A 15,038-nucleotide genomic window follows, 5' to 3' on the forward strand; every position below is an offset into this window, starting at 1 on the left:
GTTCAAGGGTGTCTGACCTGATGCTTGCTTTGTATGAATTTCTTGCACCGGATTATCCAAAGTTTTACAAGATGGATAATCTGAGTAAGCTTGGCTGGCTTGCAACAGAGATTTTATTAAAGGAGAGTCTTGTTAATACTGAATATGCCCCTGACGAAATTGGAATAGTGTTTTCAAATTCCAATGCAAGCCTTGACACTGATCTAAGGTATTTTCAAACAGTCAGCGGCTATCCAAGCCCCTCACTGTTCGTTTATACGCTGCCAAACATAGTTATAGGTGAAGTTTGTATAAGGCATAAAATCCAGGGAGAAAATGCATTTTTTGTATTCGGGAAGTTTGAGCCAGGGTTCCTGCACAAATATACCAGTAGCATCCTGGAGGCGGGCATAATCAAAGCCTCTATTTGTGGGTGGATCGAAATCCTTGCCGATGAATACAAAGCCGCAGTATTCCTGGTAGAGGAAAAACCAAATGGGAAGCCTTTTACAGCTGATAATATGAGTGAATTGTTTAATCCCTGACAGATGATGATGGTTTGAAATTTCCCATCCCGAGCGATTCTTTAGACAGGTAACAGAATACGATTTTATATAACTTTACAACACTGATCAAATTTTGCCGATGGATAAATTAATGTACGATCTGAAGAGCCAGATAATTGAGCAATTAAATCTCCAGGATAAAAAGCCGGAAGATATCGGCGACGACGAAGCACTATTCAAAGAAGGACTTGGCCTTGATTCGATCGATGCGTTGGAACTGATTGTTTTGCTACAACAAAACTATAAAATCAAACTTGCCAATGCCGAGGATGGACCTAAAGTTTTTCGTTCTGTGAGAACAATGGCTGAATATATTACTGAACATCAAGGTAAAAAGGTATAATGAGTCAAACTGACCCGGTGGTATATATTGCGGGTTTAGGAGTTATTTCGGCGATTGGTAACAATGTTGCTGAATCCCTCTTATCCTTTGAAAAAAGGCATGCGGGAATGTCGGACATCACGATGCTGAACACCATTCACCGCGGGCAATTACCGGGTGCGGAAGTAAAACTCACCAATCAGCAACTTGCGGAGGTCGCTCACACTTCCCCTTCGATACCCCGGACGGCGTTACTTAGCATGGTAGCGGCCCGGGAAGCCCTGTCAGATGCCGGTCTCAGCCAGCTCGGTTCTCTGCGATGTGGCTTTATTTCAGCAAACACTACCGGGGGGATGGATCTCACTGAAAACTTCTTCGCTGGTTTCCGCAACGACCCTGCTTCCGGTCATCTCCGCGATGTAATTCATCATGAATGCGGTGCAGTTACGGACCTGGTTGCGGATGCACTCGGCATAAAACATTATGTTTCCACTATAAGCACCGCCTGTTCTTCTTCAGCAAACGCAATTTTTTTCGGGGCACGACTTATCCGACACAACATGCTTGATGTGGTGATAGCCGGTGGTACAGATGCACTTACAAAATTTACGATCAACGGGTTTAATACATTGATGATCCTTGACAAAGAATATTGCCGGCCTTTTGATGAGAACCGTAAGGGACTTAATCTCGGCGAAGGTGCCGGTTATGTGGTATTGGTTTCTGAGGAATTGATGAAGGGACTCGGAAAAAAGCCATATGCTTTTCTCTCGGGTTATGCCAATGCAAACGACGCTTATCACCAGACAGCTTCTTCCCCGGAAGGTACAGGCTCATGGCTTGCGATGACCGGGGCATTAAAAAGAAGCGGTCTTGGCACCGCGGATATCGATTATATTAACCTGCATGGAACAGGTACACAAAATAACGATGTAGCAGAAGGAACAGCTATCCAGCGGCTTTTCGCCCCGGATTTTCCACCAATGAGTTCTACCAAAACATTTACAGGCCATACCTTGGGTGCGAGTGGTAGTATAGAAGCCGTGTTTTCATGCCTCGCTATCCGTCATGGTATTATATTCCCGAATCTCAGATTTAACACCCCGATGAAGGAACTCTCCTTTGTTCCGGAAACCGATTACCTGGTAAACCAGGATATCAATCATGTAATGTCAAATTCATTTGGCTTTGGTGGCAATTGCTCTTCGTTGATATTTTCAAAACCTCAGTATTAATATGTTTATCCGGGCGCTTGCCAGCATATCCCCTCAACCATCTTTCGATTCAGACCAGCTTCCTGCTGATCCGGTTGAGTACATGACAAACAGGCTGAGCTGCATTGAACCTGAGTATAAAAACTGGATCGATCCGAAAATGATCCGGCGTATGAGCCGAATCATTAAAATGGGGGTAGCTACCGCATCCCTTTGCCTGAAGCAGGCGGGCCTGGACGCCCCGGAAGCCATCGTTACCGGAAGTGCATATGGATGCCTGGAAGATACCGGCGTATTCCTGAACAGGATGAATGAGTTTGGAGAAGAAATGCTGAACCCGACTTCCTTTATACAATCGACCCATAATACAGTCGGCGCGCAGATAGCATTGCAGGTGAAATGTTATGGGTACAATAATACGTTTGCCCACCGCGGGTTTTCATTTGAAAATGCTTTGTTGGACGGGATCCTTTTATTAAAAGATAAAGAAGTTTCAAATGTACTTGTCGGGGCGGCAGATGAAATAACCAATATCAGTTATGCGATCTTAAACAGGTTTGGCATCTATCGCAGCGAGCCGGTCTCAAACCTGGATCTGATCACCAATCCCGGTAAGGGAACAATTGCCGGTGAGGGATCAACGTTTTTTTTGCTGGCCAGTGAACCTTCAGCCAGCGATAGTGCTGTACTTGATGCCATCCATACATTCTATAAACCCGCGAATGTTGATGATGTTTCCAAAGAGATAAACTTATTCCTGCAGGCACAATCCTTAAGTATCAGCGAAATTGACCTCGTAATAAACGGCATGAATGGCGACATTGTTAATGATGCGCTGTATGTTGAACTTAACAAAACCATTTTCAGCGGAACGAGGAATGTTTCATACAAACACCTTTGCGGAGAGTATCCGACTTCGTCGGCCTTTGCACTCTGGTATGCTGCTACAAAGCTGAAAGCAGGTAATATTGATGATGTACAACAAGGTGATGCTAGTCCGGGAAAAAGGAGACATGTACTTATTTATAATAATTACAAGAATATCCACCATTCAATCTTTCTGCTTTCGTCATGCTGACCTTTAAAAACACAACGTTTTTTTTCGGTCTGCTTGTAATGATACTCATTGCTGTAGATTTTTATATTGATATTGATTGGTATTGGTATCTCATTGTGATATTAGTCTATACATTAGTGTTGTTTTATGGAAGCGCCACCGTGGATTCAGGATTCTATATGAATGTGATCAGCAGCGGACCTCAGCATAAGAAACAGATCGCTATCACCTTTGACGACGGACCTGCCGACAGGTTCACTAATGCAATATTGGACCTGCTCGGAGAGAAACAGGTTCCGGCAGCTTTCTTTTGTATAGGAAAGAATATACCAGGAAGGGAAGATATCATCAGGAAGATGGTTTCATCCGGGCACATTATAGGCAATCATAGTCATAGCCACCATTTCTGGTTCGACATGTATGGTGCAGCAAAAATGCAGGATGATCTGCAGTTGATGAATGAAACAGTACACCAGGTAACGGGCCTCAGACTACGCCTGTTCCGCCCCCCTTATGGTGTCACAAATCCAAACCTGGCTAAGGCTGTGTCCCGAACCAACCTTTTACCCGTGGGATGGAATATCCGGTCTATGGATACAGTTGTTAAAGATCCGGCAAAACTGCTCCATAAAATGCTCAGGGCTGTTAAACCTGGTGCAATAATCCTGTTTCATGATACCAGCGAGACAACCTTTTTGATGCTGAAGGCATTTATAGAAGGTGCAAGAGAACGTGGTTACGAATTTGTGAGATTAGACATCCTTACAAACACAGATCCCTATGTATAAGTTATCCAGATTGTTATTGTGTTGTTTAATGCTGGGGGGGCTGGCCCACGCGCAACCGGCCGGCTATAAAATTATCACAGATAACACTTCATTTAAACAGCAGTTTTCTGCTGCAGCCAAAAAATTGAATTCAATCCAAAGTGATTTTATCCAGGAGAAAAACCTGGCAATGCTTTCGGAAAAAATCTCTTCGAGTGGGAAGTTCTGGTTCAAAAAGGAAAACCTGGTAAGAATGGAGTATACCAGCCCTTTCAGGTACCTTATGATCATCAATAAAAACAATGTGTTTATTAAAGATGATCAGAAAGAAAATAAAATATCTGCGAGGTCAAACAAAATGTTTCAGCAAATCAATCGCATCATCGTCGATTGTGTACAGGGAACTGCGCTGGATAACAAAGACTTCACAGTTAAAACGCTTGAAGGTAAGGACGGCTTCCTGATCTATCTTTCACCGGTGGCAAAGGCAATGAAGGATCTTTTTACTAATATTAACGTGGTGGTGGATAAAAAAGATTATACTATTTTACGGATGGAGATGGTAGAAGCGGGCGGAGATAATACAATTATAAGGTTTACGAACAAGCAAATAAATATACCTGTAGCTGATGCGCTTTTTGCTATTAAGTAGTTTTATTTTTACGATCAGTGCTACAGGTTGTTCATCAGCCTATAAGTCGCTATATCCTGCCTCCGGCGATGCATCCTGTATCGAAAAGTTTAAACCCCGGTTTAGTTCAGCTTTATACAACACCCAGGTAAACGTTGTCGGAAAACATCTCAGTGGTTTGTTGCTTTTCAAAACGATGCCCGACAGTAGTATGCGCATAGTATTTTCAAGTGAAATGGGTGTCAAGTTTTTTGATTTTGAATTTGCACCGGGTGGATCTTTCAAGGTTCACCAGGTTATGAAGCAGCTTGATAAAAAATCAGTCATCAAAACGCTTAAAAGCGATTTTGAATTGATACTTATGCAAAACCTTGACCCCGATAAAGTTGTCATTAAGTCGGACAGTGTCAACACGTGGTATGGATTTCCCGGCGCAACAGAAACCCGGTATTACATAACGAGCCGGGATTGTGACAGCCTTGTGCGGATTGAAAACGCTATGAAACGTAAACCGAAGGTTCAGATCGTAATGCTGGATTACCACAATGGAGTTCCTGATACCATTGGCATTACACACCGGAATTTCAATTTTGATATCGGGCTAAAATATATACAACGCTGATGTTAGTTGATGACTTTTACACGATCAGGTACTACGAGGCCGCAGATTCTTCACTGAAAGCTGTGCTGGAATTTAATCCTGCTCATGCCATATTCAAAGGGCATTTTCCCGGGGTGCCCGTGGTGCCGGGTGTTTGCATGATGCAGATTGTAAAAGAGATGTTTGAAAAACATAGTCAACAAACTGTAAGGCTTTCAAAGGTGGCGCTGATGAAGTTTCTGCGCCTGATAAATCCGCTGCAAAATCCAACAGTGCGAATTGAACTTCTCTATTCCTCTATTGATGCTGAAAGCTACCAGTTAACAGCAAGCTTATTGGATGATGGTGCAGTGTACTACAAGTTCAAGGGAGTCGCCACGGCTGCTTATGGTCCCCGCCGTTGAGAGACTTCGGATATGAAGGTTTTATGCACCAGGGATTCAGACATCAACGCTTAAGGGATTTTTTAGTCAGGCGGTTATTTGACCACCAGGGTGGTCTTCAGCCTGATATCCCTGGAAGATGCGCCCAACATTATCCGGAATTCTCCAGGTTCAACGATTCTTTTGAGATTTATATCCAGCATTGACAATGCTTCAGGACCTACATTGAAACTGATCGTTTTATTTTCTCCGGGTTTAAGATAAATTCTTTGGAAACCTTTGAGTTCCATAACCGGCCTTGCCAATGAAGCAAGTTCGTCCCTGATATATAATTGTACGACTTCATCGCCGGCGCGACTGCCTGTATTCTTCAGTGTGAAACTTACCTTCGTTGAATCTGTACCCGTGATGTTGTTCCTGCTTAATTGCAGGTTGCTGTATTCAAATTTTGTATAACTGAGTCCAAAACCAAACGGAAATAATGGCAAGCCGGTGAGATCATAATAATCGTCACCGCGGCCCGTTGGTTTGTGGTTGTATACAAGGGGCACCTGTCCCACTGCTGCAGGAAAGGTAATGGGTAATCGTCCTGCGGGATTATAATCACCAAATAAGACAGCAGCTATAGCATGTCCTCCTTCTTCACCGGGGTACCATACATCAATGATGCCGGGCACCTTATCAATCCAGGATGACATGGTGATAGCGCTTCCTCCTACAAGTACAACCACAACTGGCTTTCCGGTTGCAGCAACCTGGCGGATCAGTAATTCCTGTTTTCCAGGCAAGTCGAGGAAGGCGCGATCCTGGAATTCACCTTCATGAATGCCGGCAACAATCACTGCAACATCAGATTTTTTTGCAAGTTCAGTGGCCGCGTTTATTAGTTGCGTTTCATTTTGTGGAGTTCCATAATCGGTTACCAACCGGATGGTACCATTAGCCACCGGTTCGTAAAATTCAATTTTGATTGAAGCTGGTTTATCTTTTTCAAAAGAATACCTGACTGTCCGGGTATGGTAACCGTATTTATGCCAGTTGTCAATTACCAGTTTATTGTTTATATACAGCCTGAAGCCATCATTGCCTTCAAGGCCAAGCTGGTAATTCCCGGTGCGTGGGAAAGTTATGTTGCCGGTCCACCTTACTGAATAATTATCGGTCCTGATATTTTCAGCAGGGGCCATAAACGTCCACTTGAAATTAACTACCTGGTCAACCCGTTCAAGTACAGGCTTGCCCTCAAGAGATACATTGTCAAAATAAATTGCCTTTAATCCCTTTTGAATGCTGCCTTGTCCGGTAGTATGAGATAAAAAAGAATCCGCAACGGGTACAGGCTCAATATTATGTATTCCAGGACCCGGTGCATAGTTGATCACCGTCCCCTTTCCAAGTTTTTGTTTAAGACCTTCAAGGATGCTCACCTTGTTGTTTCCTGGTCCGCTGTATCCACCCAATCTTGCTTCGGTGGCATCAGTGCCAATCAGGGCAATTGACCTGACTGACCGGTTTAATGGTAAGATGTTTTTTTCATTCTTCAGCAATACGATAGACTCGAGTGCAGCTTTATTAGCTATGGCCTTATGATTTGTATTTGCGAGTAATTGCTGCGCTTCCGTTTCCGGTAAATAGGGATTCTCAAAAAGACCCAGTTCAAATTTTGCCCTGAGCACGCGGCCAACAGCTGAATCAATAATAGCCGGGTCAACGGAACCATCAAGAAAATGCGGATCGAATAGTTTATGATGCTCCTCGTTTGTCTGGAAGATAACATCAAGTCCATTCTTCACACTCTCGGCACCTGAGGAAGGATAATCTTTGGTTGTATAGTGTAAGACATTTGCTCCACCAACGGCGCCGGCATCAGAAATGACGAAACCTCTGAATTTCCAATCTTTTTTTAGTTTTTGATTGAGCAGCCAGTTATTGGCAGAAGCAGGCGAGCCGTCGAGAGAGTTGTAACTTGTCATTATGGATCGTGAACCACCGCGTTCTATACAGGCTTTAAAAGGTACCAGATATGTTTCTTCCAAGAGCCGTTCATTGAAATGGATGGGATAGCTGTCACGCCCACCATCACCCGAGTTGGCAAGGAAATGTTTTGGTGTTGTAATGATATTCTTTGACTCAAACGCTTTTACAAAAGCAACACCCATTTCAGCAGAAAGCATTGGATCCTCACCATAGGTTTCCTCGACCCTGCCCCAACGCACATCATTGGCGATATTAACTACCGGCGAAAGTATTTGCCTGATCCCCCTTGCCTTAGCTTCAGTTGCAATGGCAGAGGCTACTTCTGTCATTAAACCGGTATTGAAACTGGCCGCCAATCCTATTGCCTGTGGAAACGCAGTTCCCCCATCACGAACCACGCCGTGCAAAGCTTCATCGAAAGCTATAACGGGAATGCCTAGCCGGGTTTTTTCAACGAAATAACGTTGGGTTGAGTTTATCTTTTTCAGAAGTGATAAGGCAGATTCGCTTGTGTTGTATTTCAATATCTGGGTGGTGTTTAAGGTTCCACCTGACTCAGCACTGAATTGAAAACCAAAGATGCCATTCGTGAATTTTGATTCATTGGATGAATCAACCTGGCCCGGAATCATAAACAACTGCCAGAATTTCTCCTGGGCAGTCATTCTTTTTAAAAGATCGATGACCCTTTCATGGATGGGCAATGATGCATTTTTATACGGAACTACCTGTTGGGCAGACAGGCTAACATGTAAGAGAATACTGAGGAAGAATACACCGGCTTTTACTCGCATGCCTCAAAACTATTGCAGATCGGTGGGCTAAACAAAAATGGAAGGAACCGTAATACTATTGATATGTGGGTTACAGACATGAATCGTAAAAAAAAAGGCTGCCAAAAGACAGCCTCTTAATTACGTTTATCGAAAAAAATTAATCCTCATCTGCATGCAGGGTATCCTTATGGTCATCGGGATTATAGGTACCCTGTAACTCGGCAAGCTTCTTTTTGCCGTAAGCAAGCCTGGTGATTAAAACAAACAACACCGGCACAAGGAATATCGCAAAAAGTGTAGCAGCAAACATTCCTCCCAGCACCGTCCAGCCGATCGTTTCCCTTGCTACTGCGCCTGCACCCGAAGCAAAAACGAGTGGTGTAACACCAAGAATAAATGCCAGAGATGTCATGATGATCGGTCTCAATCGCAGTTTCACTGCTTCGATGGTAGCCGCGACCAGTTCCATACCCCAATCCACCCTCTCTTTAGCAAACTCCACGATCAGGATCGCATTTTTTGCCGCAAGTCCGATCAGGGTAATCAATCCGATCTGCGCATAAAGATTATTGTCCAGTCTCGGAATACATACCAGGGCAAGAATTGCCCCGAATGCAGCCAGCGGTATAGAAAGCAGGATAGAAAACGGAACCGACCAGCTTTCATATAATGCAGCCAGCAGCAGGAACACGAACAGGAGTGACAGGCCAAAAATCACAGTGGTACTATTACCCGATGCAATTTCTTCGCGGCTCAATCCGGAAAAGTCGTATCCATATCCTGCAGGCAAAACCTGGTCCGCAACCTCGCGTAAGGCCTGGATGGCTTCACCACTACTATACCCGGGAGCAGCATTTCCGTTGAACTCCGCGGAACGATAAAGATTGTAGTGGGAGATAAGCGCCGCATTTTCCGTCAGCTTTGCTGAGACTATTGTACTCAGTGGTATGGATTCGCCCGCCTGGTTTTTCACAAAGAAATTATTAATATCGGAAATGTCTTTACGGTAAGTGGTGTCCGCCTGCGTTACCACCCGGAAATTTCTACCATACCGGGTGAAGTCATTTATATAGGCGCTTCCCATATAACTGGAAATGGTATTGTAAACAGAACTCAGTGGAACGCCAAGCTTTTTCGCTTTTTCCCTGTCAACTGTTACATGATACCCCGGTGTCTTTGCATTAAAGAAGGTAAAAGCGCCCCTGATCTCCGGACGCTGGTTCACCGCTCCCATATACTTAAACACCACGGCCTCAAATGCCTTGATATCAGAAGCCCGCTCACGCTGTTCGAGTGTAAAGCTGAAACCACCGGTGTTGCCGAGACCCGGGATGGCGGGCGGTGGTATGATGATGATATTTGCTCCCTTGATAACAGAGAACTCTTTTTGTAACAAACCGATCACACCAAACAGCTGTTGCGACGCTTCTTTACGGTCTTCCCAGGGTTTTAGCTGGAGAAAGAAAGTACCACTGTTTGTTTTGAAACTGAAGTTGATCGCATTAAGACCAGATATAGATGTGCTGTTTTTTACAGCAGGAGCTTTCTCTTTGATTATGTCGATCATTTGTCCCAACACTTCCTGGGTACGAACACTTGATGCGCCCTCAGGAAGGTTCACGGAAATTATGAGGCGGCCCTCATCTTCGGTAGGAATAAAACCGGTTGGTTTTGAAGTAAACATCCCGATCGTTCCGACATAGATACAAGCCAGGATGATCATAGCCAGCGGAGCTTTCCGGATAAAGTATTTCACACCATTGGAATAGGATCTTGTGACCCTCGCAAACCAGGTATTAAATCTGTAAAAGAAACTATTCAGACCTCTTGATTCTTTCGTAAGATTCATTGGCCTCAATAACAGGGCACAAAGCGCAGGGGTAAGCGTTAAGGCGATGAATGCAGAGATCACCACTGATATTGCTATGGTTATCGCAAACTGCTGGTAAAGCCTTCCGACTATACCGGGAATAAATCCAACCGGTACAAACACGGCAGCAAGTATCAAAGCAATGGCAATAACCGGAGCTGTGATATCTTTCATCGCCCTTCTAGTTGCTTCTTTCGGTGATAATTTGTCGTGATCTATATAATGCTGTACCGCCTCAACCACCACGATAGCATCATCCACTACTATACCTATTGCCAGTACAAATCCAAAAAGTGTAAGTGTATTGATGGTGAATCCGAGCGGGGCAAAAAATATAAAAGTTCCGATGATAGAAACCGGGATTGCAAGAATCGGGATCAGGGTTGCTCTCCAGCTTTGAAGGAACAGGAACACCACAAGGGTCACCAGCACCAGGGCTTCAACCAGGGTATGAACAACCTCTTCGATGGATACATTTACTACTGTAATAGATTCAAACGACACCACATAATCTGTGTCTGGTGGGAATGATTTTTTGAGTTCATCCAGCGCCTTATAGATGCCCTGGCCGGTAGTCACCGCGTTTGATCCGGGTGTCTGGTAGATCAGCAGGATGTTTGCAGGTTTGCCATTAACCCGTACTGCACGGCCATAACTGAACTGGCCAAGTTCTATCCTCGCAACGTCTTTCAGATAAACAACTGTTCCATCAGCAGGGTTTGTTTTGATGATGATATTTGCAAATTCCCCTTCATTTTCCAGTCTTCCGTTAAGTGTTATCGGGAATTCGAAAGCCTGGGTACTATACTGCGGTGAACCACCAACGCTACCACCGGCAATCTGGACGTTTTGTTCGCGTATTGCAGCCCCCACATCATCAGCAGTCAGGCCGAGCTGGGAAAGTTTCTGTGGGTTCAGCCAGACGCGCATACTGAAATCCTGCCCAACCGACACCACATCTCCCACACCCGGAACACGTAAGAGGGCATCCCTGATATAAACATTCGCATAGTTGTCGAGGAACTTGATATCATGTGAACCCTGTGGTGAGAAGATACCGGCCACCATGAGGATAGTCGGGTTTCTCTTTCTAACGGTTAGGCCCAATCGCTGTACCTGTTCAGGTAATACCGGCTCGGCCACACTTACCCTGTTTTGCACATCAAGTGCGGCAATGTTTACATCGGTGCCGACTTCAAATGTGACGTTCAGAGACATACGGCCGTCACTGGTGCTGTTGGATTGCAAAAAAGCCATGCCAGGTGTACCGTTCACCTGGGTCTCAATGGGGGTGGCAACCGTCTGTTCAACCGTTTGTGCATCAGCACCGGTGAAGATACCTGCCACACTTACCACAGGGGGCGAGATGTCGGGATACTGGCTAACGGGTAGATTGATAATGGAAATTGTGCCGATCAAAAGAATAACGACTGAAATAACAATAGAGGTGACCGGTCGTCTTATAAATACATCTGAGATCATTATATCGTCTTGAGGTGAAAATTATTTTTGGTCAAATCTGCCGTACCTGTTGAAGCTGTTTACCTTTTTGTAGTATCACTCTGCGAGTTACCCGCTGCACCAGCGGCCGGTGAAGCCATAGATTCACCGGCATCTTTTTTCGCAGCGTCGGTCGAAGCAGGGGTAGCCGGTGGAATGCCGGCACTGGTTTGTGCCGGGGCGGCAGGAGAGGGATTTACCACCGCACCCTGGCGAAGGTTCTGCACACCGTCGCTCACAATTTTTTCCCCGGCCTTCAAACCATCACGTACCACGACCATGTCCTGGACACGGGTGCCTATCGTAACCCTTCGCTGACTAACCTTATTACTATCTCCAAGCACATACACATAGAACTCGCCCAACTGTTCAGTGAGCGACCTCGTTGGAATTACGAGTTGATTACCTTCATCAGTGTTAGAAACTCTTACGAGGGTGTTCATCCCTGCCCTGAGTTTGTTGCCCTGGTTAGGAAAACTGATCCTCACTTTCAAAGTGCCGGTTTGCGGATCAACGGCCCGATCGATAGCTGTTATTTTTCCGGGTAATGTATAAGTTGTCTGGTCGGGTAATATCAAACTGAAGGTAGAGTCTTTCTTAACCTGGGTTGCCTGTTGAAGTTTTACGAAGCGTTGAATTTCGCCTTCACTTATCGCAATGTCAACAGCAATCGGATCCGGCGCAGATATTGAGTTAATAAGCGTTGAACCGGCAGAAACCAATGAACCAAGTCGTACCGCTGCTATACCGATTGTTCCGTTCATAGGAGCCTTGATAACGGAACGCGCCAGGTCCGTAGCAGCGTTGGCAAGATTAGCTTCGGCAGCAGCAACCTGGGCGGCTGCGGTTGCCTTGTCTGCATTTGCATAATCAACCCTCTGCCTGGCAATCGCATCCTGCTCACTAAGCCTCGTGTAACGCTCCACATCTTTGGAAACTCTCTCAAGATTAGCTTTTGCAATCTGGACCTGGGCACTTAACTGACGATAGGTAGCTGCATACCTGCTCTGGTCGACCTCGTATAACTTTTGTCCTTTTCGTACTGACTGTCCGTCTTTCACGAATATACCGGTGATATAACCATTTACTTCTGCACGTAGTTCAACTTCTACAAGTGGCACAATGGTTCCGGGGTAACGATCGAGACCTCTTACTGATTCTGAAGTGACTTCATATACAGTAACAGGGACAGGTGGGGGTGCGGCCTGTTGCGGTGTTTTCGCATCTTTATTGCCGCATGAAATTAACAGTGCTGCAACGGATAAAACAGTGAATATCCCGGTAATCTTGCTATTCATAATTGTGTTGGGTTGTATTAGTTGATATTGATGTTTCCAAGCGCCTGTTCAACATCCAGTTTACTGGATAATACGCCTAACAGGGCATAGAGATAAGTTACCTGGGAGGTTCTCAGATCAGTTTCCGCTGTCATGAGCTCGAGATAACTCTTAATGCCTTCGTTGTATTGAAGTTTGATAGTATTATATACTTCTTCGGAAAGCTTCACATTTTCTTTCGCCGTGTGCCAGTCAGTAAGGCTGCTTTTGTAGGAAGAGAGGGCTTGCTGATATTGAGTGCTGATCTGGTTCTTTAGATTCACAACATCCATATCAAGCCTTTTGGACTCCAGCTGCTCTCTTCGCAGATTTTGCAACCTCCTGGTGCCCTGGAATATGGGAAGTTTAACAGAAAGACCCGCTATGGAATTGGGATAGGCCTGGGAGTAAAGCTTTTCGAATTCATTGTTCTGGTAAACAAAATTGTAATTTATAAAGCCGCTTACAGTTGGCAGAAATTCCCTCTTGTAATAATCGATATTGAGGCCTTGTAACTGCTTCTGTGTTTCCAGCTGACGGTATTCGATTCTTTTTTCATAACTCAGCGGCTGCAGTGTATCGATCAGCATCTCCCTTTCCATTGTTGCACTGTCATACGAAAGTTTGATAGGTGTTTCGGACGGATATCCCATCAATTGTTTAAGTAAGGCGTACCTGTATTTAAGCTGTTCATCACTTCGTCTCAGGTCCGCAAATGCGTTGCTTAAGGAAATAGTTGCTCGTTTAAAATCCGTTTTGTCGACCAGTCCACCTTCATACTGTGCTTTTGCGTCACGCAACTGCTTCTCAAGCCGGGCAATATTTTCGCGTAAAATTTTCGAAGTCTGGAGGTTTGTAAGTATTTCATAAAAAGCTTTACTCACATCAACAGTGGTATTGATCTTATTTACCTCGACGTTTTGTACTCCCTGCTGCCTTACATAGCGCTGTGCTCTCGTGGCGAGTAGCAGGCTATTGCTGAAAATCGTCTGATCGGCCTGGAACAGTGCGTTTGATGTATTCTTCAACCCGTTCCTGATGATTTGTGGAGGCTGTGTCGGATCAGTAAAGTTTGGCAACACAAATACAGGCAACTTCAGATAATGGTTGTAGTTACCTGTTGCATTGATCTGCGGATACCAACCAGACAAGCCTATCCTGATGTCACGTTCCGCTATTTCCTGGTCGATAAGAGCTTGTTGTACATAAGGCTGATTTTTCATCGCATATTGTATGCACTCCTCCAGGGTCAGGCTATCACCCATAGGCTGAACTGTTTGACCGAAGGAATAGATACTGCTGTTAATCATTAAAAGGGTGACAAAAAAAACAACTGGTCTTATTCGCATATAGATACTATAACATTATTGATAATTCGGTGACGACTGGTCAGGACGGTGGCAAAGGTGCGTACTGTCCGGATTCAGGCAAATACCCTAATCCGGTACTTTGATACCGTCCCATATAACAGTAGCAATTTTACATAAATCGGAATCGGAGTATTCATGTTTCCCCTGCGTATGAAATTTCGCAGTGGTCGTGATACATCCAAATACTATGGCAGCAATCAGGCTATGTTCCATCTGTTTCACAAAACCCATGTCCATTCCCAATTGAAAAAACGCATTGAAACGTTCCTTGAAGGGACTGACAGGTTCAGATGGCAACTTGGAATAGGGAGAACTATTATATTGTTCTATAAAGGTTAATGCGTCTTTGTTCTGGATAAAATACCGGCAAACATTTATCCACCCGATAAAAAACTGTTCCCGGTAATCCTTATCCGCGTAACCGGGGCTAAACATGGCTTCCGCCATTTCTTTCTTAATCTGCGCGCCAAGTTCCCGAATTATCGCATCCTTGCTTTCAAAATAATGATAAATGGTTCCGGCGGCTACTTCCGCATTCGCCGATATCTTGCTCATGGGTACACCATGAAAGCCATTTTCGCCTATCAGCTTGAGCGTGCTTTTAAGAATGGCCTGTTTCTTTGTTGAGATTTCTTCCGATTGAACGTTCATTCGGTCTGCAAGGTAACGGGATTTTTGATTGCGAGTTGAAGGAACCCGGATTAATATT

Annotated in this window: 13 protein-coding genes; 8 read left to right on the forward strand and 5 right to left on the reverse strand. The window is 44.7% G+C overall.

Annotated elements, in window-relative coordinates; genetic code table 11:
• From ACX0G7_RS04475 to ACX0G7_RS04510, 8 genes are all read left to right on the forward strand, one after another.
• Positions 1-524, forward strand: a 524-nt coding sequence (locus ACX0G7_RS04475; protein WP_458922230.1) for a hypothetical protein, incomplete at its 5' end; no start/stop codon positions are given.
• A gap of 100 nt (positions 525-624) precedes the next feature.
• On the forward strand, positions 625-888 hold the full coding sequence (locus ACX0G7_RS04480; RefSeq protein WP_458922231.1) for a phosphopantetheine-binding protein: 264 nt from the start codon (positions 625-627) through the stop codon (positions 886-888).
• Complete coding sequence (locus tag ACX0G7_RS04485; protein WP_458922232.1) at positions 888-2,102, forward strand: beta-ketoacyl-[acyl-carrier-protein] synthase family protein; 1,215 nt, start codon at positions 888-890, stop codon at positions 2,100-2,102. The genes ACX0G7_RS04480 and ACX0G7_RS04485 overlap by 1 nt, the downstream gene beginning before the upstream one ends.
• Position 2,103: 1 nt before the next feature.
• A complete protein-coding gene (locus ACX0G7_RS04490) occupies positions 2,104-3,159 on the forward strand; it encodes a beta-ketoacyl synthase chain length factor (RefSeq protein WP_458922233.1) in 1,056 nt (351 codons plus the stop codon).
• Entirely contained in the window at positions 3,153-3,926 is a 774-nt protein-coding gene (locus tag ACX0G7_RS04495) for a polysaccharide deacetylase family protein (protein WP_458922234.1), read from the forward strand. The genes ACX0G7_RS04490 and ACX0G7_RS04495 overlap by 7 nt, the downstream gene beginning before the upstream one ends.
• Positions 3,919-4,557 (forward strand): LolA family protein, encoded by a 639-nt coding sequence (locus ACX0G7_RS04500; RefSeq protein WP_458922235.1) that lies wholly within the window; start codon positions 3,919-3,921, stop codon positions 4,555-4,557. The genes ACX0G7_RS04495 and ACX0G7_RS04500 overlap by 8 nt, the downstream gene beginning before the upstream one ends.
• Positions 4,535-5,158: a hypothetical protein gene (locus tag ACX0G7_RS04505; RefSeq protein ID WP_458922236.1), complete on the forward strand. Its 624-nt coding sequence runs from the start codon at positions 4,535-4,537 to the stop codon at positions 5,156-5,158. The genes ACX0G7_RS04500 and ACX0G7_RS04505 overlap by 23 nt, the downstream gene beginning before the upstream one ends.
• A complete protein-coding gene (locus tag ACX0G7_RS04510; protein WP_458922237.1) occupies positions 5,158-5,541 on the forward strand; it encodes a hypothetical protein in 384 nt (127 codons plus the stop codon). Before ACX0G7_RS04505 ends, ACX0G7_RS04510 begins: the two co-directional genes overlap by 1 nt.
• A 74-nt stretch (positions 5,542-5,615) precedes the next feature.
• Here ACX0G7_RS04510 and ACX0G7_RS04515 read toward each other — a convergent pair whose 3' ends face one another.
• From ACX0G7_RS04515 to ACX0G7_RS04535, 5 genes are all read right to left on the reverse strand, one after another.
• Positions 5,616-8,291 carry a glycoside hydrolase family 3 C-terminal domain-containing protein gene (locus ACX0G7_RS04515; RefSeq protein WP_458922238.1) on the reverse strand — a complete coding sequence of 892 codons (2,676 nt, stop codon included), beginning with the start codon at positions 8,289-8,291 and terminating at the stop codon, positions 5,616-5,618.
• 139 nt (positions 8,292-8,430) lie between these two features.
• On the reverse strand, positions 8,431-11,625 hold the full coding sequence (locus ACX0G7_RS04520) for an efflux RND transporter permease subunit (RefSeq protein WP_458922239.1): 3,195 nt from the start codon (positions 11,623-11,625) through the stop codon (positions 8,431-8,433).
• 59 nt (positions 11,626-11,684) lie between these two features.
• On the reverse strand, positions 11,685-12,941 hold the full coding sequence (locus ACX0G7_RS04525) for an efflux RND transporter periplasmic adaptor subunit (protein ID WP_458922240.1): 1,257 nt from the start codon (positions 12,939-12,941) through the stop codon (positions 11,685-11,687).
• Between the two features lie 17 nt (positions 12,942-12,958).
• Positions 12,959-14,224: a TolC family protein gene (locus ACX0G7_RS04530; protein WP_458922241.1), complete on the reverse strand. Its 1,266-nt coding sequence runs from the start codon at positions 14,222-14,224 to the stop codon at positions 12,959-12,961.
• Between the two features lie 171 nt (positions 14,225-14,395).
• Entirely contained in the window at positions 14,396-14,980 is a 585-nt protein-coding gene (locus ACX0G7_RS04535) for a TetR/AcrR family transcriptional regulator (RefSeq protein ID WP_458922242.1), read from the reverse strand.
• Positions 14,981-15,038: the final 58 nt, after the last annotated feature.

This window comes from Flavitalea antarctica (assembly GCF_054461535.1).

Excerpts from the sequence above, each read along its gene's own strand:
- ACX0G7_RS04490 (WP_458922233.1), top strand. The coding sequence starts at position 2,104 with ATGTTTATCCGGGCGCTTGCCAGCATATCCCCTCAACCATCTTTCGAT.
- ACX0G7_RS04520 (WP_458922239.1), bottom strand. The coding sequence starts at position 11,625 with ATGATCTCAGATGTATTTATAAGACGACCGGTCACCTCTATTGTTATT.
- ACX0G7_RS04510 (WP_458922237.1), top strand. The coding sequence starts at position 5,158 with ATGTTAGTTGATGACTTTTACACGATCAGGTACTACGAGGCCGCAGAT.
- ACX0G7_RS04515 (WP_458922238.1), bottom strand. The coding sequence starts at position 8,291 with ATGCGAGTAAAAGCCGGTGTATTCTTCCTCAGTATTCTCTTACATGTT.
- ACX0G7_RS04500 (WP_458922235.1), top strand. The coding sequence starts at position 3,919 with ATGTATAAGTTATCCAGATTGTTATTGTGTTGTTTAATGCTGGGGGGG.
- ACX0G7_RS04505 (WP_458922236.1), top strand. The coding sequence starts at position 4,535 with ATGCGCTTTTTGCTATTAAGTAGTTTTATTTTTACGATCAGTGCTACA.
- ACX0G7_RS04530 (WP_458922241.1), bottom strand. The coding sequence starts at position 14,224 with ATGGGTGATAGCCTGACCCTGGAGGAGTGCATACAATATGCGATGAAA.
- ACX0G7_RS04485 (WP_458922232.1), top strand. The coding sequence starts at position 888 with ATGAGTCAAACTGACCCGGTGGTATATATTGCGGGTTTAGGAGTTATT.
- ACX0G7_RS04535 (WP_458922242.1), bottom strand. The coding sequence starts at position 14,980 with ATGAACGTTCAATCGGAAGAAATCTCAACAAAGAAACAGGCCATTCTT.
- ACX0G7_RS04525 (WP_458922240.1), bottom strand. The coding sequence starts at position 12,941 with ATGAATAGCAAGATTACCGGGATATTCACTGTTTTATCCGTTGCAGCA.
- ACX0G7_RS04495 (WP_458922234.1), top strand. The coding sequence starts at position 3,153 with ATGCTGACCTTTAAAAACACAACGTTTTTTTTCGGTCTGCTTGTAATG.
- ACX0G7_RS04480 (WP_458922231.1), top strand. The coding sequence starts at position 625 with ATGGATAAATTAATGTACGATCTGAAGAGCCAGATAATTGAGCAATTA.